Annotated in this window: 15 protein-coding genes and 1 tRNA gene; 11 read left to right on the forward strand and 5 right to left on the reverse strand. The window is 69.4% G+C overall.

The window, feature by feature from the left end; translation table 11 throughout:
* Window positions 1-24 precede the first annotated feature (24 nt).
* Window positions 25-97 (forward strand) — tRNA-Ala (locus IEY95_RS07740).
* Between the two features lie 49 nt (window positions 98-146).
* Here the strand turns inward: IEY95_RS07740 and IEY95_RS07745 are convergent.
* Both IEY95_RS07745 and IEY95_RS07750 read right to left on the reverse strand, forming a co-directional pair.
* Window positions 147-1,766 carry an NADH-quinone oxidoreductase subunit NuoF family protein gene (locus IEY95_RS07745; RefSeq protein ID WP_189185115.1) on the reverse strand — a complete coding sequence of 540 codons (1,620 nt, stop codon included), beginning with the start codon at window positions 1,764-1,766 and terminating at the stop codon, window positions 147-149.
* Window positions 1,767-3,077 carry a cytochrome b/b6 domain-containing protein gene (locus IEY95_RS07750; RefSeq protein ID WP_189185116.1) on the reverse strand — a complete coding sequence of 437 codons (1,311 nt, stop codon included), beginning with the start codon at window positions 3,075-3,077 and terminating at the stop codon, window positions 1,767-1,769. It lies immediately after the preceding gene.
* 437 nt (window positions 3,078-3,514) lie between these two features.
* Between IEY95_RS07750 and leuS the strand changes: the two genes are divergently transcribed.
* The 8 genes from leuS to holA all read left to right on the forward strand — a co-directional run bounded on the left by leuS (window position 3,515) and on the right by holA (window position 14,921).
* Window positions 3,515-6,403, forward strand: coding sequence for a leucine--tRNA ligase (gene leuS, locus IEY95_RS07755; RefSeq protein WP_189185117.1), 2,889 nt, complete (start codon window positions 3,515-3,517; stop codon window positions 6,401-6,403).
* A 265-nt stretch (window positions 6,404-6,668) separates the two neighbouring features.
* Window positions 6,669-7,391, forward strand: coding sequence for a hypothetical protein (locus IEY95_RS07760; RefSeq protein WP_189185434.1), 723 nt, complete (start codon window positions 6,669-6,671; stop codon window positions 7,389-7,391).
* Window positions 7,392-7,463: 72 nt separating this feature from the next.
* Window positions 7,464-8,309 (forward strand): DegV family protein, encoded by an 846-nt coding sequence (locus IEY95_RS07765; RefSeq protein ID WP_189185118.1) that lies wholly within the window; start codon window positions 7,464-7,466, stop codon window positions 8,307-8,309.
* 708 nt (window positions 8,310-9,017) lie between these two features.
* Window positions 9,018-9,929 (forward strand): ComEA family DNA-binding protein, encoded by a 912-nt coding sequence (locus IEY95_RS07770; RefSeq protein WP_373294455.1) that lies wholly within the window; start codon window positions 9,018-9,020, stop codon window positions 9,927-9,929.
* A gap of 38 nt (window positions 9,930-9,967) precedes the next feature.
* On the forward strand, window positions 9,968-12,538 hold the full coding sequence (locus tag IEY95_RS07775) for a ComEC/Rec2 family competence protein (RefSeq protein WP_189185120.1): 2,571 nt from the start codon (window positions 9,968-9,970) through the stop codon (window positions 12,536-12,538).
* A gap of 4 nt (window positions 12,539-12,542) precedes the next feature.
* The gene (locus IEY95_RS07780; protein WP_189185121.1) at window positions 12,543-13,376 is read left to right on the forward strand and encodes an arylamine N-acetyltransferase family protein; all 834 of its coding nucleotides are present in this window, start codon (window positions 12,543-12,545) and stop codon (window positions 13,374-13,376) included.
* Between the two features lie 245 nt (window positions 13,377-13,621).
* Window positions 13,622-13,867: a hypothetical protein gene (locus IEY95_RS07785; RefSeq protein WP_189185122.1), complete on the forward strand. Its 246-nt coding sequence runs from the start codon at window positions 13,622-13,624 to the stop codon at window positions 13,865-13,867.
* 67 nt (window positions 13,868-13,934) lie between these two features.
* Window positions 13,935-14,921, forward strand: coding sequence for a DNA polymerase III subunit delta (gene holA, locus IEY95_RS07790; protein ID WP_189185123.1), 987 nt, complete (start codon window positions 13,935-13,937; stop codon window positions 14,919-14,921).
* Between the two features lie 371 nt (window positions 14,922-15,292).
* On the opposite strand, the gene rpsT is transcribed toward holA, so the two are convergent.
* Window positions 15,293-15,559: a 30S ribosomal protein S20 gene (gene rpsT, locus IEY95_RS07795; protein WP_028802556.1), complete on the reverse strand. Its 267-nt coding sequence runs from the start codon at window positions 15,557-15,559 to the stop codon at window positions 15,293-15,295.
* A gap of 304 nt (window positions 15,560-15,863) precedes the next feature.
* Here rpsT and lepA point away from each other — a divergent pair, with 304 nt between their 5' ends.
* Window positions 15,864-17,732 carry a translation elongation factor 4 gene (gene lepA / locus IEY95_RS07800; RefSeq protein ID WP_189185124.1) on the forward strand — a complete coding sequence of 623 codons (1,869 nt, stop codon included), beginning with the start codon at window positions 15,864-15,866 and terminating at the stop codon, window positions 17,730-17,732.
* Between the two features lie 315 nt (window positions 17,733-18,047).
* Window positions 18,048-19,961, forward strand: coding sequence for an AMP-dependent synthetase/ligase (locus IEY95_RS07805; protein ID WP_189185125.1), 1,914 nt, complete (start codon window positions 18,048-18,050; stop codon window positions 19,959-19,961).
* A 24-nt stretch (window positions 19,962-19,985) separates the two neighbouring features.
* On the opposite strand, the gene IEY95_RS07810 is transcribed toward IEY95_RS07805, so the two are convergent.
* A complete protein-coding gene (locus tag IEY95_RS07810; RefSeq protein ID WP_189185126.1) occupies window positions 19,986-20,570 on the reverse strand; it encodes a response regulator in 585 nt (194 codons plus the stop codon).
* Window positions 20,571-20,583: 13 nt separating this feature from the next.
* Window positions 20,584-24,657, reverse strand: a complete 4,074-nt coding sequence (locus IEY95_RS07815; RefSeq protein WP_373294456.1) for a HAMP domain-containing protein — start codon at window positions 24,655-24,657, stop codon at window positions 20,584-20,586.
* Window positions 24,658-24,725 lie beyond the last annotated feature (68 nt).

Raw genomic sequence — 24,725 nt, forward strand, 5'->3', positions numbered from 1 at the left:
TGCGGCTCCGCCGCGTGGCCGCGAGGGGCTATAGCTCAGTTGGTAGAGCGCCTGCATGGCATGCAGGAGGTCAGGAGTTCAATTCTCCTTAGCTCCACAGATGTTGAAAGCGGGCCACCCGATCAGGGTGGCCCGCTTCTTCGTGTTCAGCGGCCGCTGCCGAGCGCCCGGCGGCCGCGCCCCTGGGAGAGGACCGGCAGGTTGTTGCGCGCCGGGGTGGAGGAGCGGGTGTCCTCCTCGATGCGCAGCGCGAGCGCCGGGCAGCGACGCACGGCGCGCAGGGCCTTCGCCTCCGCGTACCGGGGCACCTGCGCCTGCGCGACGGTCGGGAAGCCGTCGGCGCCCAGTTCGAAGACCTCCGGCAGGATGTCGGCGCACAGCCCGTGCCCACGGCACAACGTCCAGTCGACGTAGATCTTCTGGCGGCTGGGACCGGCCTCCTGCTGTCCCTGGCCGCCCGGGATGCCTGTCGGGACCTGGCCGCCCTCGAAGAGCGGCAGAACGCCCTCCACGGGCCTTCCGCAGCCGTTGCCGAGGACGTGCGCGGCCAGGTCGTCCGTGAACGCCTTGATGGTCGACTCGATGAACATCGCCGAGCCGTCCGGGTGCGAGCAGGCGCCGCGCCGCTTCACGGCCTTGGCGACCTGCTTCACGGCCTCCAGGGCTGCCGGGCCGCCGCCGTTGAGGATGTCCTCCAGGCCGCGCGCCGCGGCGGGCAGACCCAGGTAGCAGGGACCGCACTGCCCGGCGCTCTCCTCGGCCAGCCACTGCGCCACCCGCAGCGACTCGCCCAACGGGCACGTCTGCTGGCTGATCGGGAGGATCGCGCCCGCGCCGAGCGCACCGCCCACGGCGTCCAGGGAGTTGCGCGAGACGATCGCCTCGTTGACCGCCGCCGCGTCCAGCCACTTGCCGTGGTAGCCGCCGGTCAGCACGCCCTGCGGCATGGGCGGGGCGCCGGCGAGCTGGAGCACGTAGCGCAGCGGTACGCCGGTCGGTACCTCGATCACCATGGGGCGGGCGACCGCGCCGGAGACGGTGAGCATGACGGTGCCGGGCTCGTCGTACAGGCCGGTGTTGCGGTAGCGGTCGGGGCCAATGCGCGCGGCGACGGCCAGCTGGGCGAACGTCTCGGCGTTGGACAGCAGCGTGGGCGCGCCGCCGACGCCGCTCTGCGAAGCGCTGATCTTGCGGCCGGGCGGGATGGCCGGGCCGCCGTCGATGGAGCGGATCAGCGAGGCCGCCGCTCCGGTGACCATGCGCACCGGGTTGCGCTGCACGCGCGCGCGAAGCGGCGATCCGCGCCGGTTGCTCAGCCCGCGTTCGGCCAGCGCGGCTTCCATGGACCGCTGGGTGGACTCGCGTGTCACGCCGATCACCAAAGTGCGCGCGCCCATGGCCTCCGCGGCCAGCAGGGCGCCGTCCAGGATGAGGTGCGGGGCACGGTTGATGAGCACCGTGTCCTTGCGGCAGGCGGGTTCGTCCTCACTTCCGTTGACGACCACCACGGGGCGGATGCCCTTCTTGATGGCCGACTCGGCGACCGAGCGCAGCTTCTTGGCGAAGGGGAAGCCCGCCCCGCCGCGACCCTTCAGGGAGATCGCCTCGGCGAGGCCCGCGAGCTGCTCGCCGCCCATGGGTTCGAGCGGCCCGTGCACCTTGAGGTGCATGGGGAGATCCAGTCTTTCAACCAGGTCGAAGCCCGACGTGAGCTGCGGAAGCCCGACGACGCGGACCTCCGGTACGTCGGGCAGGGCCTCGTTCACTTAAAAGCCTCCGGAAGGGGCGTTCCATGGTTCACCGGAGCCAGGAGCGTCGAAGGCGCCCGGCAGTACGTCAGTCGTGGGACCGCTGTCGTACGTGTCGTTGGTGTTGTACGTGCCGTAGGCGGGATTCGTCTCACCGGTGTCGTACACGTCACTCGTGCCGTAGGCATTGGCGGCCGAATTGTCATAGACAGGGATGTTGTATCCCGTGTCGTTGAGGGGGTCGTACGCCGATTGGGGCGCCTCGCCGACGGGGGGCGGGGAGGGGATGGGCCAGCTGCCCGATGTGCTGCTGCCGTCGACGCGCGGGAACGACTCGGTGGGCTGCATGTCCATGGGCATCTGGAAGCGCTCGGTCGGGGCGGGACCGTAGTTGTCCGCGCCGGACGCCCCGCCGGACACCGCCCGGTAGGCGGCCGCGAAGCCGGGCACACTGCCCGTGGTCGCCGGGTCGGGTGCGGCCTCGTACAGCGGCGAAGGGGACTGGGTGCGCTGCGGGGGCACGAACGAGTCCCCCACGGACTGAGTCTGGGCGGAGCGTGCGGCGAAGCCCGGCAGCGGGGAGTCCGCGGCGGCGGCACGGGATGCCTCCAGCTCTTCGCGGACGCGGGCGCCGGGGCTGTTGTTCTCTCCGATGATCGCCAGGATCCGGTCGGCGACCTTGCGCTTGACGGGGCCGGAGGCCGAGCGCAGCGCCAGGGCGCCCATCACGGCGACCAGGCAGAGGCTGTAGAGCACCGTGACGTACGTCTTCGCGGGACGTCCCGCGTACAGGCCGTGCACCAGGGCGAGGCACCAGGCCGGATACGCCAGCATGTGCACGGCCCGCCAGCGTGCCGCGACCGGCGCGGGGGACGCGAAGGCGCTGCGCAGCGCGCCGGTGATGGCCGTGAAGATCATGAGCAGGCCGGCCAGGGAGCCGAAACCGATAAGGCCGTTGGTGCCCGTGAGACCGAGTCCGAAGGGGATCAGCGCGGCGACCAGAGTGGTGTGGTCGAGGGCCAGCTTGACCGTGATGTGCAACAGGAGGAAGGCGACCGAGGAGACGGCGGTCGTCCTGTGCACGGCCTGGGCGACCAGCCGCTGACGCGTGTTGAGGAACAGCCGGTCGGTGGCGACGAGGCCCCACACCACGGAGCACGTGAGGGCGACCAGCGACAGCACGCCGGCGCCGAAGTTGAGAAAGTCGCGCAGGCCGTCGCCTCCGACCAGCACGACCATGGGTATGAGCAACAGAGCGGCAGCCGTCAGCGCCCCGTAGGCCGAGCGGCCCGGTCGGGGTACCGAGCTGTTGTTGCGGCGAGGGTTCATGGGGGGGGTTACTCCCAACGGTTCGGGGAAGCGGTCCCGAAGCCGCACTCTAGGTCGAGCCATACCGATGGGTACGAGGTTTGAGTTATTGCGTTGTTATCAAAGGGCAACAAGGTCTTTGTGTTGTCCCTTAGCGTCCGTTACGCGAAGTAATATTTGAATATTGTTCAGCTTGTTCCGGTGATCGCGCGGCGGTCGGAGGGGTGGCACGCGGTGCCGAACGGACCCCGGAAGGTCGTCGCGGCGCCCATGGCCGCTGCGGTACCCTGACGCCATGTGTGCCGTACGCCTTCTGCTTAGCGAGCCGCGCTGATCAGTCCCGACCGCTGAAGAACCGTGGTCGGAATCGGCGCGGCGTCCCCTCCTGTGCGAGGGGATTTTTCGTTTCCTGAATGTCGCAGCCGCTGGCAGAGACGATCGATGGAGCTTTGAGGATCATGAGCGAGACGAATTCCGCTGCCACTGCCGAGGTGGCCGCGCCGCACCGCTACACGGCAGTCCTGGCCGCTGAGATCGAGGCACGCTGGCAGGATTTCTGGGACGCCGAGGGCACGTACGAGGCGCCGAACCCGACCGGTGACCTGGCCGGGGACTCCGAGCTGGTCGCCAAGCCCAAGAAGTTCATCATGGACATGTTCCCGTACCCCTCCGGTGCGGGCCTGCATGTCGGTCACCCTCTGGGCTACATCGCCACCGATGTATCCGCCCGGTATCAGCGCATGACGGGTCACAACGTCCTGCACACCCTGGGCTTCGACGCTTTCGGCCTGCCCGCCGAGCAGCACGCCGTGGCGACGGGCCAGCACCCTCGGATCACCACCGAGGCCGCCATCAACAACATGAAGTCCCAGCTGCGCGCACTGGGCCTGGGCCACGACAAGCGCCGGTCGTTCGCGACGATCGACCCGGACTACTACAAGTGGACCCAGTGGATCTTCCTGCAGATCTTCAACTCCTGGTACGACGACGAGGCCAAGAAGGCCCGCCCGATCTCCGAGCTGGTCGCCCGGTTCGAGAGCGGTGAGCGTGCCGTACCGGCCGTCGACGGCACCACGCGCGCGTGGAACGAGCTGAGCGCCGCCGAGCGCGGCGACGTCCTGAGCGGGTATCGCCTGGCGTACGCCTCCGACGCGCCCGTCAACTGGTGTCCCGGACTGGGGACCGTACTGGCCAACGAGGAGGTCACCGCCGACGGCCGTTCCGAGCGCGGCAACTTCCCCGTCTTCAAGGCCAAGCTGCGCCAGTGGAACATGAGGATCACGGCGTACGCCGACCGGCTGCTGGACGACCTGGACGCGCTGGACTGGCCCGAGGCCATCAAGCTGCAGCAGCGCAACTGGATCGGCCGTTCCGAGGGCGCCCGCGTCGACTTCCCGATCGACGGCGAAGCGATCACGGTCTTCACGACACGCCAGGACACCCTGTTCGGGGCGACCTACATGGTGCTGGCGCCCGAACACCCGCTGGTCGAGAAGTTCACCCCGGCCGCCTGGCCCGAGAACACCCACGAGGTCTGGACGGGCGGGCACGCCACCCCGGCCAAGGCTGTCGCCGCCTACCGCGCGCAGGCCGCCTCGAAGTCCGACGTCGAGCGCCAGGCCGAGGCCAAGGACAAGACCGGTGTCTTCATCGGCGCGTACGCGACGAACCCGGTCAACGGCGACCAGGTCCCCGTCTTCATCGCCGACTACGTCCTGATGGGCTACGGCACGGGCGCGATCATGGCCGTACCGTGCGGCGACCAGCGCGACTTCGAGTTCGCGCGCGCCTTCGAGCTGCCGATCCACTGCATCGTCGAGCCGACCGACGGCCGCGGTACCGACACGGCGACGTGGGAGGACGCCTTCGGGTCGTACGACGCGAAGATCATCAACTCCTCCAATGACGACATCTCGCTGGACGGCCTGGGCGTCGCCGAGGCCAAGGCGCGCATCACCGAGTGGCTGGCGCGCAAGGGCGTCGGCGAGGGCACCGTCAACTTCCGCCTGCGCGACTGGCTGTTCAGCCGCCAGCGCTACTGGGGCGAGCCCTTCCCGATCGTCTACGACGAGGACGGCGTCGCGCACGCGCTGCCCGAGTCGATGCTGCCCCTGGAGCTGCCGGAGGTCGAGGACTACTCGCCGCGCACCTTCGACCCGGACGACGCGAACACGTCCCCGGAGACGCCGCTGTCCCGCAACGAGGACTGGGTCGACGTCACCCTGGACCTGGGCGACGGCCGGGGTCCCCAGAAGTACCGCCGCGAGACCAACACCATGCCCAACTGGGCAGGTTCCTGCTGGTACGAGCTGCGTTACCTGGACCCGCACAACGATCAGAAGCTGGTCGACCCGGCCATCGAGCAGTACTGGATGGGCCCACGCGAGGGACAGCGGCACGGCGGCGTCGACCTGTACGTCGGCGGCGCCGAGCACGCCGTGCTGCACCTGCTGTACGCGCGCTTCTGGTCGAAGGTCCTGTTCGACCTGGGGCACGTCTCGTCGGCCGAGCCGTTCCACAAGCTGTTCAACCAGGGCATGATCCAGGCCTACGTGTACCGCGACAGCCGTGGCATCGCGGTGCCCGCCATCGAGGTTGAGGAGATCGACGGCGCGTACTACTACCAGGGCGAGAAGGTCTCCCGGCTGCTGGGCAAGATGGGCAAGTCCCTGAAGAACGCGGTCACTCCGGACGAGATCTGCGCCGAGTACGGTGCGGACACGCTGCGCCTGTACGAGATGGCGATGGGTCCCCTGGACGTGTCCCGGCCGTGGGACACGCGCGCGGTGGTGGGCCAGTTCCGGCTGCTGCAGCGGCTGTGGCGCAACGTCGTCGACGAGGCGACCGGTGCGGTCACGGTCGTCGACGCCGAGCCGGACGAGGAGACGTTGCGTGCTCTGCACAAGGCCATCGACGGCGTACGCCAGGACCTGGAGGGCATGCGGTTCAACACCGCAATCGCCAAGGTCACCGAGCTGAACAACCACCTGACCAAGGCGGGCGGTCCGGTGTCGCGGACGGTCGCCGAGGCCCTGGTGCTGCTGATCGCGCCGCTGGCCCCGCACATCGCCGAGGAGCTGCGGCGCAAGCTGGGCCACACCGACTCGGTCGTCCACCAGGACTTCCCGGTCGCCGACCCGGCGTACGTCGTGGACGAGACCGTGACCTGCGTCGTCCAGATCAAGGGCAAGGTCAAGGCGCGCCTGGAGGTCTCCCCGTCGATCTCCGACGAGGAACTGGAGAAGGTCGCGCTGGCCGACGAGAAGGTCGTCGCGGCGCTGGGCGGCGCGGGGATCCGCAAGGTGATCGTGCGGGCTCCGAAGCTGGTGAACATCGTAACGGCGTAGTCGTTTCAGCTGGTGAGCGCGGCGGGTGGGCTTCGGCTCGGCCGCCGCGTCCGACCGGTTGCGGCTGAGTCGGTCGGTCCGGTCTTGGTCGACTCGGCCTGCGCGGTCTCGGCCGTCGGTCTGTCCGGTTCTGGCCGACTCGGGGTAGTCCCCTACGGGCAGGTTCGGGGTTCTTCTGGAACTCCGGATCTGCCCGCAGCGTTTACCGTTGAAGAGCGCGGCGGCAGTTGTCGCGACCGGTTGGAGGAGGAGCGTGGTGGGAACCTTGATCACAGTTGTCGCCCTGCTCTTCCTGCTGTTCGTGGTGCTGGGCGCGTACGCCACGGTGAAGGTGGTCGGCGCCGCCAAGCGCGGTGTCGACCGCACGATCTCCCAGGCCCGACGCACGGTCGAGGACACCACTCTGCGCGCCAAGACCCTTGCCCAGCCGGGCCCGCTGGGCGAGCTGGCCCAGCTCCGCCTGAAGCTGCGCACCTCCATGCGGGCCACGCAGGACGCACTGCACGCGGGCGTGGCGGAGGACGAGTCGCTGAAGGAGTCCCTGGGGCTCTTCGAGCGGCTCAGCGTGCATGGGCACGAACTGGACGACGAGCTCAAGCGCCTGGAGACCGAGCCCGACCGGGGCGCGCTCGCCTCGCGGCTGCCCGGACTGCGCGAGCGCACGGAGCGGATCACACAGTCGGCGGACTCGCTGCGCTGGGCCGCGCGCGACCGGGCCCGGCGCTTCGCGGACGACGACCTGGACTCGCTGAGCGCACAAATAGACGTGGAAGCCGGCGCACTGCGGCACTGGACGACCGAGCCGAAGCCCGCGGCCTCCTGGCCCGAGGCACCGGCTCCGGACGCGGCCACCTCCGGCGGGCAGACCTGGCCGGACAGCCCGGAGTCCCGGACGGCCGAGGAGCCGACCCGCTCCGCCATCACGCCGCCCGGCCGACGCCCCGCCTACCCCTGGCAGAAGAAGCCCCGTCCCGAAAGCACGACTTGATCCGGCCGCTTCGGCCGCAGGTGGGAGGGGCCGGGCTGCCGCCCAGCCGCCCCGACAGGTAACCTCCAGCTCATGTCCCGCCATGTCGCTATCGTCACCGATTCAACGGCCTACCTGCCGCCGCGGACGATGGAGCGTCACGGCATCACAGCGGTGCCGCTGACCGTTGTCCTCGGCGACCAGGCGCTTGAAGAGGGCACCGAGATCTCGGCCCGCTCCCTGGCCCAGGCGCTGCAGAAGCGGCGCCCCGTCACGACGTCCCGGCCCAGCCCCGAGCTCTTCGCCGCGACCTACCGCAAGGTTGCCGAGTCCGGCGCCACCGACATTGTCTCCCTCCATCTGTCGTCCGAGTTCTCGGGCACCTACGACGCCGCGGTACTCGCGGCACGTGAGGCTCCGGTGCCCGTGCGGGTGGTGGACACCGGGATGGTCGCGATGGCCCTCGGGTTCTGCGCCCTGGCCGCGGCCGAGTCCGCGGAGTCGGGCGGCACGATCGACGAAGCGGTCACGGCCGCGGAGAAGCGCGCCGCGAGCACCTCCGCCTACTTCTACGTCGACACCCTCGACTATCTGCGCCGTGGCGGCCGGATCGGTGCCGCACAGGCACTGCTGGGCTCCGCGCTCGCGGTGAAGCCGCTGCTGCAGCTGGACGACGGCCGCATCGAACTCCTGGAGAAGGTTCGGACCGCGTCCAAGGCGATCGCCCGGCTGGAGGAGATCGTGGCCGAGCACGCCGGCAGTGCCCAGGTCGACATCGCCGTCCACCACTTGGCCGCCCCGGAGAGGGCCTCGGCTCTCGCGGACCGGTTGCGGGAGCGCGTCCCTGGGCTGGCTGATCTGCATGTGAGCGAGGTCGGCGCGGTGATTGGGGCGCACACGGGGCCTGGGCTGCTGGGGGCGGTCGTCTCGCCTCGGTGAGCGTGCGCACCACTCATGTGGGTGGCGGAGTTATCCACAACTGGGTGGTAGTCCACCGAAATTGAGCAAGATCATCGCGAGAGTGCCGGGGTGCCCGATCCTCGTCGCATGGCACTTCGATCACGCTCACGCACAGCCACACCCACCAGCGGCCCGGGTCGCGGCCCCGTCTCCGACAGCCGCAGCCGCCATCGCCGCCGCCCACGCGGCAGGGCCCGACGCCACGAGGCATCGGCCGACGCCCTCCGGCTGCGCGCGGAGGCGCTCTTCGCCGAAAGGGTCGGAGAGCGCCGGGAGTTGGGGAACGCACCGCCGGCGGCGGACCGGGATGTGGGAGCCGACACCGCTGCGGGGTCGGGCCTTGCCGATGTGTGGGGACTGGAGAACCGGGTCGGCGGGGCCCTGGGACGTGGCGGGGCAACGGCGGGTGGAAGCCTGCATCCTGATGGCGCCGGGGTGCGCGGGTCGTTGAGGCCTGCCGGCACCCGAGCGCACGGGAGGCTGAGCTCTGCTCGCGCCCGGGCACGTGGGGTGGTCAACCCTGAAGAGTCCTGGGCGCCGGGGTTGCCGAGCTCTGAAGGGGCGTGGGCCCGCGGGTTGCTGGGCTCCGGCGGCTCCCGGGTCAGCGGTGCCGTGGCTGCGGACCGAGAGGCACCGGACATGGGCGCGGCTCCTCTTGCGGACGGACACGCGGATGCGCACATGGACATGCACGCGGATACGCACTCGGACGCGCACGCGCTCATGGACGCGCACGCGCCCATGGACACGGACGCGCACGCGGATACGCAGATGGACACGCGCGCGGACACGGACGCGCACACGCACATGGACACGGACGCGCGCGCCGACGTCGCTTCGAGTAGGGCGGTGTCGGGGGCGGCCTGGCGGGACCGGCTCGGGCCTGCCGTGCGGGAGCGGATGCCGGTGTGGCTGCAGTCGAGGTGCGGCCTTGAGCGCAGGAGCGTGGCCGCACTCACCGTGCTGCTGGTCGTCGCCGCGGTCTTCGCGGTGCAGCACTTCTGGGTCGGCAGAACTCAGTCGGTCCGGGCCCCCGAGGTGGTGCGGGCGGCGACTCCCTATGGCGGAAGGGCCGGACAGGGGGAGCAGCCGGACTCGGGACCGGATGCCTCGGCCGGAGCGCCGAGCCCCGTTGGCGCGGCAGGAACCGCGATCGTCGTGGACGTCAGTGGCAAGGTGCGCAGCCCTGGTCTGCAACGGTTGCCGTCCGGTTCTCGCGTCGCGGACGCGCTGCGCGCGGCGGGCGGGGTTCGCCCCGGCACGAACACCGACGGTCTCAACCGCGCGCGCCTCCTCGCGGACGGCGAACAGATCGTGGTCGGTGCTCCCGCGCCCGTCGCGGGACCAGGCACGGGCGGTACGGGCCCAGTCGGCACAGGTGGGTCCGCCGCCGGCGCGGCGCCCTCCGCTCCGGTCGCGCTCAACACGGCCACAGTGGACCAGCTCGACAGTCTCCCGGGCGTCGGCCCGGTCCTGGCCCAGCACATCATCGACTACCGCACCCAGCACGGCGGCTTCCGCTCGGTAGACGAACTCCGCGAGGTGAATGGAATCGGGGATCGCCGCTTCTCCGATCTTCGGAATCTGGTACGGCCATGACCGGGCCGGAGGCGCCAGAAGAGGCGGAGGCGCCAGAAATGGCGAAGGTGCCGGAGGAGACAGAGCACCCCGGTGCTGCGAGTCGACGCGCTGTGCATGCCGCCTCGGGCAAGCGGTTGGGTGCCTCGCATCCCCGGGAGGAAGGACCGACGGATCTCCGGCTCGTGCCGCCCGCTCTGGCGGCTTGGGTGACGGCAGCTGTGACGGTGGGCGCCTCGCCCGGCTGGGTCACGGGTGTGGCCGTGGTCTCCTTGGTCGCGGCCGGCGGGCTGATGGTGGCGGGGCGGAGAAGGACCAGCGGCGCGAAGGGACACGGGGGAGAGGGGACGGGTTCCTGGCGGCGGGTCTCCGTTGCCGCAGCGCTGCTCTGTGTCGCCGCGGCCGCGGCCTCTGCGGGGTTGCACGGGGCGGATCTGCGACGCGGACCCGTTCCCTCCCTGGCACGGCAGTTCGCCCATGTGACCGCCGAGGTGGAGATCACCTCCGATCCGCGGCTCACCCGGCCTCGGATCAAGGGGGATCACATGGCTCCGACGGCCGTGCTGCTGGACGCGGAGGTCAGGCGGTTGACGCGAGCAGACGGGACGGTCGTGGCGACACGCGCGCCGGTGCTGGTGATCGTCGACGCGCGCTCGCCGAGGGATTCACCTCGGCTCTCCGGCGGGGGCTCTGAGGGTTCGCCCTGGCTGTCGCTGCTGCCATCCACGCGGCTGCGGGTGTCGGCGCGGCTTGTGCCCGCCCTGTCGGACGGCGATGACATCGCGGCCGTTCTGCGCGTGCGGGGCGCCGCGCCGCCCGAGGTGGTGGGAGAGCCGTCCGCGTCGCAGCGGTTCGCCGGTCGGTTGCGTGAAGGCCTGCGGGAGGCGACCGACGGACTCGAGACGGACGCGCGGGCGCTGCTGCCCGGACTGGTCGTGGGGGACACCTCGCGAGTAACGCCGGCGCTGGACGACGCGTTCAAGGCGACCGATCTCACACACCTCCTGGCCGTCAGCGGCGGCAATTTCACGATCCTCCTCGCCCTGTTCATCGGACCGCCGGGCCTCGCCCAGCGTGCCGAACGACGAGGTCTCGCACCGCGGCTCGGCGTTTCGCTCCGGGCGACCGCGCTGCTCGGCGGAGCGCTCACGCTCGCCTTCGTGATCGTCTGCCGACCGGATCCGAGTGTGCTGCGGGCCGCGGCCTGCGGATCGATCGCGCTGCTCGCCATCGCGACGGGGCGCCGCAGATCGCTGATCCCCGCGCTGGCCACGGCCGTCCTGCTATTGGTGCTGTACGACCCGTGGCTGGCCCGTAGTTACGGCTTCCTGCTCTCCGTCCTGGCGACCGGCGCCCTGCTCACCCTCGCCCCGCGGTGGAGCGCGGCGCTCCAGAGACGACGTGTGCCGCCGCGTCTGGCCGAGGCGCTCGCCGCGGCCGCCGCGGCGCAGGCCCTGTGCGCGCCGGTGGTCGCCGTCCTGTCGGCTCGGGTGAGCCTGGTGGCGGTGCCGTGCAATCTCCTCGCGGAGTTCGCGGTCGCGCCGGCCACGGTCCTGGGCTTCGCGACACTGGCGACGGCCTCGGTGGCGATGCCCGTCGCCAAGACCCTGGCGTGGTGCGCGAGTTGGCCCGCTCGGTGGATCGCGGACATCGCGCGTACCGGGGCGGCTCTGCCCGGAGGGGGAGTGGACTGGCCGGGCAGCTGGACGGGGGCGCTTCTGCTCGCTCTCGTCACGGCGGTGGTCGTGCTCGTGGGGCGACGGCTCCTGGGACACCCGTGGCTGAGTGGCGCGTGCGTGCTGCTGTTCCTGTTGGTCGTGGTGCAGCCGTCGCCTCTCACCAGGGTGATCACGGGGTGGCCGCCGCCCGGCTGGCGGTTCGCGATGTGCGACGTGGGGCAGGGTGACGCGACGGTGCTCTCTGCGGGCAGCGGTGCGGCGGTGGTGGTGGACGCCGGGCCCGATCCGGTGTTGGTCGACCGCTGCCTGAGCGCGCTCGGTATCACCACGATTCCGCTCGTCGTACTGACGCACTTCCACGCCGATCATGTCGCGGGGCTGCCGGGCGTGCTGCGCGGGCGTTCGGTGGGCGCGATCGAGACGACCGGTTTCGAGGAGCCACCGGACCAGGTCGAGTTCGTACGAAGGGAGGCGGCCGCACGACAGATCCCCGTGACGCGGGCCGTGGCGGGGGAGCGACGGCGCACGGGAAGCCTCGACTGGCGGGTGTTGTGGCCGCCCCCGAGCCCGGCCCCGACCCCGGACGGCCCGAACGACGCCAGTGTCGCCCTGATCGTACGGTCCGCCGGACTGCGGCTGCTGTTGCTCGGCGACCTCGAACCCCCGGCCCAGCGGGCCCTGTTGAGATCGTCGGCGGCTGCTGAGCTCGGAGCAGTGGATGTTCTCAAGGTCGCCCATCACGGCTCGGCCTACCAAGACCCGGATCTCATACGCAGGGTGGCTCCGCGGCTCGCGCTGATCTCGTGCGGCAAGGACAACCCCTATGGGCATCCCGCGCCGAGCACCGTCGCGGCGCTGCGGGCCGGAGGCGCGGTGGTGCTGCGGACGGACGAGGACGGGGCGCTGGCCGTCGTCGGTGCGAGCGGAGGGTTGAGTGTGGCGAGAGACTGAACTCATGAATTCCGCACAGGCTGACGCCTACCTCCGCCGGATCGGGGCCCAGCACCCCGCGTGGCCCACGTCCGATGTGCTCCGGGAGCTACAGCTGCGCCATCTGGAGACGGTGCCGTTCGAGAACCTGTCGATCCACCTCGGCGAGGAGATCGTGCTGGACGAGAACAGCCTGGTGGACAAGCTGGTGGGCGCTCGCAGAGGTGGGTTCTGCTACGAACTGAACGGCGCGTTCGGGGCGTTGCTGGGGGCGCTGGGCTTCGACGTGACGCTGCTCGCGGCGCGGGTGTACGGCGATGAGGGGCGGCTCGGGATTCCGTACGACCATCTCGCGCTGCGGGTACGGACGGTGGATGGGGGCGACTGGCTGGCCGACGTCGGGTTCGGGGCGCACAGCCACTACCCGCTGGCCTTCGGGGAGAGAGGGGAGCAGGAGGATCCGGGCGGCACGTTCCGGGTCGTCGAATCGGGGCCGGACGTTGCGGGGGTTCGCGGTGTCGGCGGTTTGCGCGAGGGCGGGGACCTCGATGTCGTCCGGAACGACAAGCCGCAGTACCGCCTGGAGGTGCGGCCGCGGGTGCTGGGGGACTTCGTCACGGGGGCCTGGTGGCACAGCACGTCGCCTGTGTCGCATTTCGGGCGGTCGCTGGTCTGTTCGCGGGTCACGAAGGACGGAGGGAGGATCACGCTCAGCGGTCGGAACTTCACGGTGACCACGGCCGACGGGACGAAGGAGGTGTCGGAACTGGCCACGGACGAGGAGGTGCTGGCCACGTATCGGGAGCGCTTCGGGATCGAGTTGGACGAGGTGCCGGAGGTGAGAAAGACACGGGGGTGAGGTGGGGGGGCGGGAGCGACATGGGCGCGGGAAGCGCGTCGGCGTCGGGAGGCGCATCGGCTGCGGCAGGTGCATCGGCTGCCGCGGGTGCCGGGTGCCGGGTGCTGGGAGCAGCGAGTCCGGCGGGTCCGGCGGCGGAAGGTGCGGCGGCTGGAGGAGACCTGGGCTGACCTGGCGTTCGGACATGACTGCCGCGAGGGCCGACCCCGTCGTCGGGGCTGCTGGACGTATCGGAAAATGTCCATGTGAGTGATGTGAGACATGTGCTGGTGCTGCCCGACCGCGATGCCGCGGAAGAGGCGGCGGAGGCGCTCGGTGACCGGTTCGGGCTCGACGAGGAGCCACAGCTCGTACGGGACGCGCTGGCCGGTGAGGACGATGCCGAGGACGCGCAGTGGCTGGTGGTCCTGACGGACCCTGGGGAGCGCCTCGACGCGAAGGAGCTGGACGAGTTCGCGGGGGAGTGGGACGGCTGGCGCGAGGAGCCGTAGCGCTCCGCTGGGAGGTGGGCGGCCCGACCGGTCCTCGTTGTCAGTGGCGCGTGGGATGCTTTCGGTGATGGCCAGGAAGACTGCACAAGACGACCCTCTCGCCCCCGTCACGCTTGCCGTGGGCCAGGAGGATCTCCTGCTCGACCGTGCCGTGCAGGAGGTGGTGGCCGCTGCCAGGGCCGCCGACGCCGACACGGATGTACGGGACCTCACCCCGGACCAGTTGCAGCCAGGCACGCTGGCCGAGCTGACGAGTCCGTCGCTGTTCTCCGAGCGCAAGGTCGTGGTCGTACGCAATGCGCAGGATCTGTCGGCCGACACCATCAAGGACGTGAAGGCGTACCTGGAGGCGCCGGCCGAGGAGATCACCCTTGTGCTGCTGCACGCGGGTGCAGCCAAGGGCAAGGGACTGCTCGATGCCGCGCGCAAGGTGGGGGCGCGGGAGGTGGCGTGCCCCAAGATGACGAAGCCGGCGGATCGGCTGGCGTTCGTGAGGGGGGAGTTCCGGGCGCTGGGAAGGTCTGCGACTCCGGAGGCCTGTCAGGCGCTCGTCGACTCCATCGGGAGTGATCTGCGGGAGCTGGCTTCCGCGGTGTCTCAGCTGACGGCCGATGTCGAGGGGACGATCGACGAGGCCATCGTCGGGCGGTATTACACGGGGCGGGCCGAGGCGTCGAGCTTCACGGTTGCCGATCGGGCTGTGGAGGGGCGGGCCGCGGAGGCGTTGGAGGCATTGCGGTGGTCTCTGTCCACCGGGGTCGCGCCCGTGATGATCACCAGTGCGTTGGCACAAGGGGTGCGGGCGATCGGCAAGCTGTCCTCCGCCCGTGGGGGGCGTCCTGCCGACCTTGCGCGTGAGCTCGGGATGCCGCCGTGGAAGATCGATCGGGTGCGGCAGCAGATGCGGGGGTGGACTCCTGACGGGGTTGCCGTCGCGCTGCGGGCCGTCGCGGAGGCCGATGCCGGCGTCAAGGGCGGTGGGGATGACCCCGAGTACGCCCTGGAGAAGGCGGTTGTCGTCATTGCTCGGGCGGCGCGGTCTCGTCGGGGTTAGGTTCCCGGCGGTGGTGTCGGCCGAGGATTTTTCGCCCCCTCTGCCCACCTCTCCGTCCCTGTCCCTCCCCTCAAGCTCGACTTCGCTCGAGCAGGAGGAGCCCGATGGATGTCGGTACGAAAGGTAGGTAGATACAGCAATGCCCCCGAAGTGGGTCCGGGGGCACTGTACGCGGCGTGGCGACCACGATGTCTGTCCGTGAGTCGAGGTAGAGGGCTCGACGTGTCCTCACGGTGGATTGAACGTTCCCCAGGCTTGCGAACGCAGGTCGCGCACGGGTCCGGGGGGTGCCGGTCAGGAGCGGGCGCGAGGGCCCGCTTGGTCCTTCCCGGTGGTCAAGTCAGGGGTGAGCCCAGCGGGGCTCAGCCGACTCAGCCCTTGAGGGAAGCGACCTTCGAAGCAAGCGCCGACTTCTTGTTGGCGGCCTGGTTCTTGTGGATGACGCCCTTCGAGACGGCCTTGTCGAGCTGGCGCGACGCGGCGCGCGTGTACTCGGTGGCCTTCTCGACGTCACCCGCGGCAGCGGCCTCGCGGGCCTTGCGGATCGCAGTCTTCAGGGAAGACTTGACGGCCTTGTTGCGCAGCCGGGCCTTCTCGTTGGTCTTGATCCGCTTGATCTGGGACTTGATGTTCGCCACGAAATGAGCCTTTACAGGTTCAGGCGCGCGAGACAGCACGTCTCACTCGCCGTTTTGATTTCCTTGAGGTGTGCCTCCTGCAGAGAGGGCATGAGACACAGCGAACCAGGCTACCAGCCGTCGTACGACCAGCCCAAACCGGTCGTCGGCCGCCCGCTCACGCGGCCCCGAGTCGCCCGCTCACGCGGCCCCGAGTCGCCCGCTCACGCGGCCCAAACCGGCGCAGCTCCCCACCCGTGGGACCATGGAACCTACGTATCGATCCGACCCGAGGCGACAGGCGCCTCAAGAGACAGGACCCTGCGTGCCCGCGACCCCTAACAATGTGCCCGAGCCGAGCCGTACCGCCCCGGCTCTGATCCGCAATTTCTGCATCATCGCGCACATCGACCACGGCAAGTCCACGCTCGCCGACCGCATGCTCCAGCTGACCGGGGTGGTGGAGCAGCGGCAGATGCGTGCCCAGTACCTCGACCGCATGGACATCGAGCGCGAGCGTGGCATCACGATCAAGTCCCAGGCTGTCCGGCTGCCCTGGGCCCCGACCGAGGATCCGGGCAACACCCACATCCTCAACATGATCGACACCCCCGGGCACGTGGACTTCACGTACGAGGTGTCCCGGTCGCTGGCCGCCTGCGAGGGGACCATCCTCCTCGTCGACGCCGCCCAGGGCATCGAGGCGCAGACCCTCGCGAATCTGTATCTCGCGATGGAGAACGACCTCACGATCATCCCCGTACTGAACAAGATCGACCTGCCGGCCGCGCAGCCCGAGAAGTTCGCCGAGGAACTCGCCAATCTCGTCGGGTGCGACCCCGACGACGTGCTCCGGGTCTCCGCGAAGACCGGCCTGGGCGTCGAGGCGCTGCTGGACAAGGTCGTCGCCGAGATTCCGGCTCCGGTCGGTGTCCAGGACGCGCCCGCCCGCGCGATGATCTTCGACTCGGTGTACGACTCCTACCGAGGCGTCGTCACCTACGTACGAGTCATCGACGGCCAGCTCAACAAGCGCGAGCGCATCCGGATGATGTCCACGGGCGCGACCCACGAGCTGCTGGAGATCGGGACCAACTCGCCCGAGATGCTGCCGGCCGACGGGCTCGGTGTCGGTGAAGTGGGTTACCTCATCACCGGTGTGAAGGACGTCCGCCAGTCCAAGGTCGGTGACACGATCACCACCCTGCACAAGGGCGCGACCGAGGCGCTCGGCGGGTACAAGGACCCCAAGCCCATGGTGTTCTCCGGGCTTTATCCGCTGGACGGGTCCGACTACCCCGAGCTGCGCGACGCGCTCGACAAGCTGCAGCTCAACGACGCCGCGCTCGTCTATGAGCCGGAGACCTCCGCCGCTCTCGGTTTCGGTTTCCGCGTCGGCTTCCTCGGGCTGCTGCACCTGGACGTCATTCGTGAGCGGCTGGAGCGTGAGTTCGGTCTCGATCTCATCGCCACCGCACCGAACGTCGTGTACCGCGTGGTCATGGAGGACGGGACCGAGCACACGGTCACCAACCCCAGCGAGTTCCCCGAGGGCAAGATCAACGACGTGTACGAGCCCGTCGTACGCGCCACGATCCTCGCGCCCTCCGAGTTCATCGGCTCGATCATGGAGCTGTGCCAGACCCGGCGCGGCACCCTGCTCGGCATGGACTACCTGTCCGAGGACCGGGTCGAGATCCGCTACACGCTGCCGCTCGCCGAGATCGTCTTCGACTTCTTCGACCAGCTGAAGTCCAAGACCCGTGGCTACGCCTCGCTCGACTACGAGCCCACCGGCGAGCAGACCTCCAGCCTGGTCAAGGTCGACATCCTGCTGCATGGCGACAAGGTGGACGCCTTCTCGGCGATCACGCACAAGGACCAGGCGTACGCGTACGGTGTGCGGCTCGTCGCCAAGCTGCGCGAGCTCATCCCGCGGCAGGCCTTCGAGGTGCCCATCCAGGCGGCCGTCGGCTCCCGGGTCATCGCCCGCGAGACCATCCGCGCCATCCGCAAGGACGTCCTCGCCAAGTGCTACGGCGGTGACATCTCCCGTAAGCGGAAGCTGCTGGAGAAGCAGAAGGAGGGCAAGAAGCGGATGAAGATGGTGGGCTCTGTGGAGGTTCCGCAAGAGGCCTTCATCGCCGTGCTGTCCAGCGACGACAGCGGTGGCTCCGCCAAGGGCAAGAAGTAGTCACCCGTTCCTCGGGAACAGTCGTCTGTTACCCCCGGAAACTCGGGCACAATGCGGGCTCGTCGCGCTTCGGCGCGGCGAGCCCGTACGCGTGCGTAGGGTTGCGCTCTGTAGGAAGTGACAGGCCGCCGCCCCTTACGCACTGGCCGGACGCGCTTTACTCTGATCTCTGCTCGATGGTTACTCGCGAGTTAAACAACAGCCGCAACCAGCCAGCCGCACAGCGGTAGTCGGCAGCCAGAAGACAGCCAGTTGGCAGCAGCCGGCAGTCGGTCGAGCCAGACGCACGCACTGTCGCGGGCCCCGGAGGATGTCGTGAGCGACACACAGACCCTGATCGAGAACCGTCCGCCGTCCGTGGCGGCCCTCTTCCTGGAGCGCGTGGCGGCCACACCGGACGCCGAGGCCTACCGCTACCCGGTGCCGCCCTCCCCCAAGCTCTCGGCTTCGCCCGAGCAGGGAGGTGCCCCCACGGGCGAGGGTCCGGACGAGTGGAAGTCGCTGAGCTGGGCGCAGGCCGCGGAGCGGGTCTTCGCCATTGCGGCCGGTCTGATCGAACTGGGTGTGCAGCCGGAGCAGCGCGTCGCGCTCGCCTCCTCCACCCGGGTCGAGTGGATACTGGCCGACCTCGGCATCCTGTGCGCCGGCGCGGCCACGACGACCGTGTACCCGCAGACCAACGCCGAGGAGTCGGCGTTCATCCTCTCCGACTCCGAGAGCAAGGTGCTCATCGCGGAGGACGCGGCGCAGCTCGCCAAGGCGCGCGAGAAGCGCGCCGAGCTGCCCGAGCTGACCCATGTGGTCGTCATCGACCCGGCCGGCGTCGAGACCGGCGACTGGGTGCTCACCCTCGCCGAGCTGGAGACGCGCGGCGCCGCCTACCTGGAGAAGAACCCCGACCTGATCAAGGAGAGGGTCGGCGCGATCACCGCCGATCAGCTCGCGACCCTCATCTACACCTCCGGCACCACGGGTCGTCCCAAGGGTGTCCGCCTCCCGCACGACAACTGGGCGTACATGGCGAAGGCGATCGCCGCGACCGGGCTGATCAGCGGCGAGGACGTGCAGTACCTGTGGCTGCCGCTCGCGCACGTCTTCGGCAAGGTGCTCACCTCAGGCCAGATCGAGGTCGGGCACGTCACCGCCGTCGACGGCCGTGTCGACAAGATCATCGAGAACCTTCCGGTCGTGCAGCCCACGTACATGGCGGCCGTCCCGCGCATCTTCGAGAAGGTCTACAACGGGGTCGCGGCCAAGGCTCGGGCCGGCGGCGGCGCCAAGTACAAGATCTTCCAGTGGGCCGCCGAGGTCGCCCGCGAGTACGCCAAGACCAGCCAGGACAACTTCCGCCGCACCGGCACCGCCTCCGTTCCCTTCGCGCTCGGCGCCAAGCACAAGGTCGCCGACGCGCTCGTCTTCGCCAAGATCCGTGAGGCCTTCGGCGGCAACCTGCGCGCCTGCGTCTCCGGCTCCGCCGCGCTCGCGCCCGAGATCGGCTACTTCTTCGCGGGCGCCGGCATCCACATCCTGGAGGGCTACGGCCTCACGGAGTCCTCCGCGGCCTCCTTCGTGAACCCCGGCGAGGCGTACCGCACCGGCACCGTCGGCAAGCCGCTGCCCGGCACCGAGGTGCGCATCGCGGACGACGGCGAGATCCTGCTGCGCGGCCCCGGCATCATGGAGGGCTACCACGGGCTGCCCGAGAAGACCGCCGAGGTCCTGGAGTCGGACGGCTGGTTCCACACGGGCGACATCGGCGAGCTGTCCCCCGACGGCTACCTGCGCATCACCGACCGCAAGAAGGACCTCATCAAGACCTCCGGTGGCAAGTACATCGCGCCCGCCGAGGTCGAGGGCCAGTTCAAGGCCGTCTGCCCGTACGTCTCCAACATCCTCGTGCACGGCGCCGACCGGAACTTCTGCACCGCGCTCATCGCCCTCGACGAGCCGTCCATCCTGGACTGGGCGAAGGAGAACGGCCTGGCGGGCAAGTCGTACGCCGATGTCGTCGCCGCGCCGGCCACCGTCGCCCTCGTCGAGGGCTACGTCAAGGAACTCAACGAAGGCCTCCAGCGCTGGCAGACCATCAAGAAGTTCCGCCTCCTGCCGCGCGACCTCGACGTCGAACACGGCGAGATCACGCCCAGCCTGAAGCTGAAGCGGCCGGTCGTCGAGCGGGAGTACAAGCACCTGATCGACGAGATGTACGCGGGGACGCGCGAGGCCTGACCTCGAGCGACGCCCGGGGCGGGGCTACAGGCCCCGCCCCCTCCGCATCTCTCTCAACAGCTCCTCCATCTGCCGTATCTGATGGCGCAGTTCGAAGACGTCCTGGAGGCTGCTGGCCGCCATGTGCGTCTCGATCTTCTTCAGGCGGTTGGCGAGCTGGTCGAAGTGCTCCTGTTCACGTGCCAGCATCCGCTCCAGCTGCTGGTTCTTGCGGTGCAGGTCGAGGAAGACGGTGACCTTGGCGCGCAGGACCCAGGGGTCGAAGGGTTTCGTCAGATAGTCGGCGGCGCCGGTCGCATATCCGCGAAAGGCGTAGCCCGCGTCGGCGTCCGTGCCCGTCAGGAAGATGATGGGGACGTCCTTCGTCTGGTCGAGCCGCTTGATGTTCGCGGCGGTCTCGAAGCCGTCCATGCCCGGCATCCGGATGTCGAGCAGCACGACGGCGAACCGCTGCCGCAGCAGGGCCTTCATCGCCTCCTCGCCGGAACGCGCGCGTACCAGTGGTTCGTTGAGGGACCCCAGGACGGCCTCCAGTGCGATCAGGTTGTCCTCCATGTCGTCGACAAGAAGGATGCTGGCGCGCTCGTCGGTCGTTTCCTCAGCGCTCATGATGACTGTTGCCTCACTCAGTCGTCGGTGGAACCGCGGACTCCCCTGATGTGCTCGGTCCCGGTACAGCCGCACCGTCCGCGGCGTCCTGCTCCGGTTCGTCCGTGCTCTCCGGGTCGAGGAGGGCGCAGACGACGGTGAGGAGCTGGTCGACGTCCACCGGTTTCGGTACGTAGTCGTTGGCGCCCCGTGCGATGGACTTCTCGCGGTCGCCGGGCATCGCCTTCGCGGTCAGCGCGACGATGGGCAGGCCGGTCCAGCGCGGGGTGCGGCGGATGGCGGAGATCGTTTCGTAGCCGTCCATCTCCGGCATCATGATGTCCATCAGGACGAGTTCGACGTCGGGATTGCGCTCCAGCGTCTCGACGCCCTCGCGGCCGTTCTCCGCGTAGAGGACGGGCATGCCGACGCGGCCCAGGACATGGGTGAGCGCGAAAACGTTGCGGATGTCGTCGTCCACGATCAACACCCGTCGTCCCGGCAGGACTTGGCCCGCCCGGCCGGACTTCCACGCCTCCAATTTGGTGGGTGTCGGCCAGGTGTCGTCGGTGTCGTGCGCGGTGTACGGCTCGGTGGACAGCTGCTCGGGCACGTGCACCTGGCGGTCCTCGGGAGCGGGTCCGGTCGCCGTGTGCCCGGGGCTCACGACAGGGACGTACAGCGTGAAGGTCGAGCCCTTGCCTGGCTTGCTCTCCGCGATGATCCGGCCACCGAGCAGCCCGGCGATCTCCCGGCTGATGGACAGGCCGAGGCCCGTGCCGCCGTACTTGCGGTTGGTGGTGCCGTCGGCCTGCTGGAACGCCTCGAAGATCACCGGGAGTTTCTCCGCGGCGATGCCGATGCCGGTGTCGGAGACCGCGAAGGCGATCACGTCGTCGCTGTTCTCGCGGGTGTAGGTGTGGTCCGGGTCCTTGAGGCGGTTGACGCGCAGCTCGACGCGGCCGGTCGCGGTGAACTTGATCGCGTTGGAGAGCAGGTTGCGCAGGATCTGCTGGAGCCGCTGCTCGTCCGAGTACATCTCCCGCGGTACGTCCTCGCCGACCGTCACCTCGAAGGCGAGACCCCGGTCCAGAGTGAGTGGGCGGAAGGTCGCGTGGACGTAGTCGAGCAGCTTGATCAACGGCAGCCTCTTCGGGCGTACGTCCATCCGGCCGGCCTCGATCTTGGACAGGTCGAGGATGTCGTTGATCAGCTGGAGGAGGTCGGACCCCGAGCGGTGGATGGTGGTCGCGAACTGCACTTCCTGGTCGGAGAGATGGCCGTCCGGGTTGTCGGAGAGCAGCCGGGCGAGGATCAGCAGCGAGTTGAGCGGTGTGCGCAGTTCGTGCGACATGTTCGCCAGGAACTCGGACTTGTACTGCGAGCTGGTCGCCAGCAGGGCCGCCTTCTCTTCGAGTTCGGCGTTCGAGCGCTGCAACTCGGCCTGCTGCGACTGGAGTTCGTCCGAGCGGTCCTGGAGCTGGATGGCCAGCCGCTGGGACTCGCCGAGCAGGGACTCCGTACGGGAGTTGGCGATGATGGTGTTGATGGCGACGCCGATGGTGTTCACGAACTGGTCGAAGAAGGCCAGGTGGACGTCGGAGAAGCGGGAGAAGGAGGCGAGTTCGATGACGCCGAGCAGTTTGTCCTCGAAGAGGATCGGGATGATCACGACGCTCGCCGGAGCCGCCTCGCCGAGTCCGCTGTTGATTTTGATGTAGTCCGGCGGGGCCTCTTCGACGAGGATCCGCTTCTTCTCGCGCGCCGCCTGCCGGACCAGCCCGTGGACCGGCATGCCGCCCGTGTCGACGGTCGCGCCCTGTGCCGAGCCGTACCCGGCGATGAAGGCGAGCCCCTTGGAGGGCACGGCCGTTCGCAGTGACGTACCGTCCTCCTCCGGGTCGGCCAGGAAGAAGGCGCCGTACTGCGCGTTCACCAGCGGGGTCAGCTCACGCAGGATCAGGTCGGCGACCTCCATCAGGTCGCGGTGGCCCTGCATCAGCGCGGCGAGACGGGCGAGGTTCGACTCCAGCCAGTCCTTCGCGCGCGTGGTCTCGCGGAGGTTGGCCACCATCAGGTTGATGTTGTCCTTCAGCTCGGCGACCTCGCCCTGGGTCTCCACGGTGATGGAGCGGGACATGTCGCCCTGGGCCACGGCGGACGCCACTTCGGCGATCGCGCGGACCTGGGTGGTGAGGTTGGAGGCGAGCTCGTTCACGTTCGTCGTCAGGCGCTTCCAGGTGCCGTACACGCCCTCGACCCTTGCCTGGCCGCCGAGTTGGCCCTCGGAGCCCACCTCGCGGGCCACGCGGGTGACCTCGGAGGAGAAGGAGGAGAGGGTGTCGACCATCGTGTTGATGGTGGTCTTCAGTTCCAGGATCTCGCCGCGGGCGTCCACGTCGATCTTCTTCGACAGGTCGCCCTGGGCCACGGCCGTCGCGACCTGCGCGATGTTCCGTACCTGTGAGGTCAGGTTGTCGGCCATGTAGTTGACGTTGTCGGTCAGATCGCGCCAGACGCCCGAGACGCCCAGCACCTGGGCGCGGCCGCCCAGCCGTCCGTCGGTGCCGACCTCACGGGCCACGCGGGTCACCTCGTCGGCGAAGGCGCGCAGCTGCTCCACCATCGTGTTGACGGTGTCCTTCAGCTCCAGGATCTCGCCACGGGCGTCGACGGTGATCTTCTTCGACAGGTCGCCGTTCGCGACCGCTGTCGTCACCTGGGCGATGTTCCGGACCTGTGAGGTCAGGTTCAGGGCCATGAAGTTGACGTTGTCGGTGAGGTCCTTCCAGACCCCGGACACGCCGCGCACCTGGGCCTGGCCGCCGAGGTTTCCCTCGGTGCCGACCTCGCGGGCGACGCGGGTGACCTCGTCGGCGAAGGCGGAGAGCTGGTCGACCATGGTGTTGATGGTCGACTTGAGTTCGAGGATCTCGCCCTTCGCCTCGACGGTGATCTTCTTGCCGAGGTCCCCCTGCGCCACGGCGGTGGAGACGAGGGCGATATTACGGACCTGCGAGGTCAGGTTGTCCGCCATGAAGTTGACGTTGTCGGTGAGGTCCTTCCAGACGCCACTGACTCCGCGTACTTGCGCGCGGCCGCCGAGGTTTCCCTCGGTGCCGACCTCGCGGGCGACGCGGGTGACCTCGTCGGCGAAGGCGGAGAGCTGGTCGACCATGGTGTTGATGGTCGACTTGAGTTCGAGGATCTCGCCCTGCGCGTCGACCGTGATCTTCTGGCTGAGGTCGCCGTTCGCGACGGCCGTCGTGACCTGGGCGATGTTCCGGACCTGTGAGGTCAGGTTCGAGGCCATGAAGTTGACGTTGTCGGTGAGGTCCTTCCAGACCCCGCTCACCCCCCGCACCTGCGCGCGACCGCCCAACTGGCCCTCGGTGCCGACTTCGCGGGCCACGCGGGTGACCTCGTCGGCGAAGGCGGAGAGCTGGTCGACCATGGTGTTCACGGTGAGCTTCAGTTCGAGGAGCTCGCCGGTCGCCTCGACGGTCACCGTACGGGTCAGATCGCCGCGCGCCACCGCCGTGGTCACCAGGGCGATGTCGCGCACCTGCGCCGTCAGGCGGGAGGCCATCGTGTTGACCGCCTCGGTCACATCCCGCCAACTCCCGGACAGGCCCGTCACCTTGGCGCGGCCACCGAGCCGTCCTTCGGTGCCGACCTCGCGGGCGACGCGGGTGACCTCGCCGGTGAAGAGGGAGAGCTGGTCGACCATCTTGTTGACGGCGCGGCCCAATCGACGTAAGTCGCCGCGGAGTTGCCGGTTGCCGTCGTGCAGGTCGACCCGCTGGGTGAGATCGCCGCCGGCCACCGCGTCGAGGACGCGGGTCGCGTTCGCCGCGGGGGCCACCAGGGCGTCGAGCAGCTGGTTCACGTCGTTGACGCGGGCCGTCCAGCCGCCCTGGCCGGGGCTGGCCGAAAGGCGCTCGTCGAGCCGCCCGTGCCGTACCAACTCCCGGCGGACACGCTGCACCTCGGAGTTGAAGTGGGTACTGCGGTCCATGATCTGGTTGAACATCGCGCTGAGGTCGGCCACCAGACCGTGCCCGGTTTCCGGCACCTTGCTGAAGTCACCGTCCCGCGCGGCGGTCATCGCGGCGAGCAGCGGACGCAGATCCGATGCTCGAATCTGTCCGTCTTCGAGCAGATGCATACCACTGT

The organism is Streptomyces albiflavescens (assembly GCF_014645835.1).
In the GTDB taxonomy this organism is placed as follows: Bacteria; Actinomycetota; Actinomycetes; order Streptomycetales; family Streptomycetaceae; genus Streptomyces; species Streptomyces albiflavescens.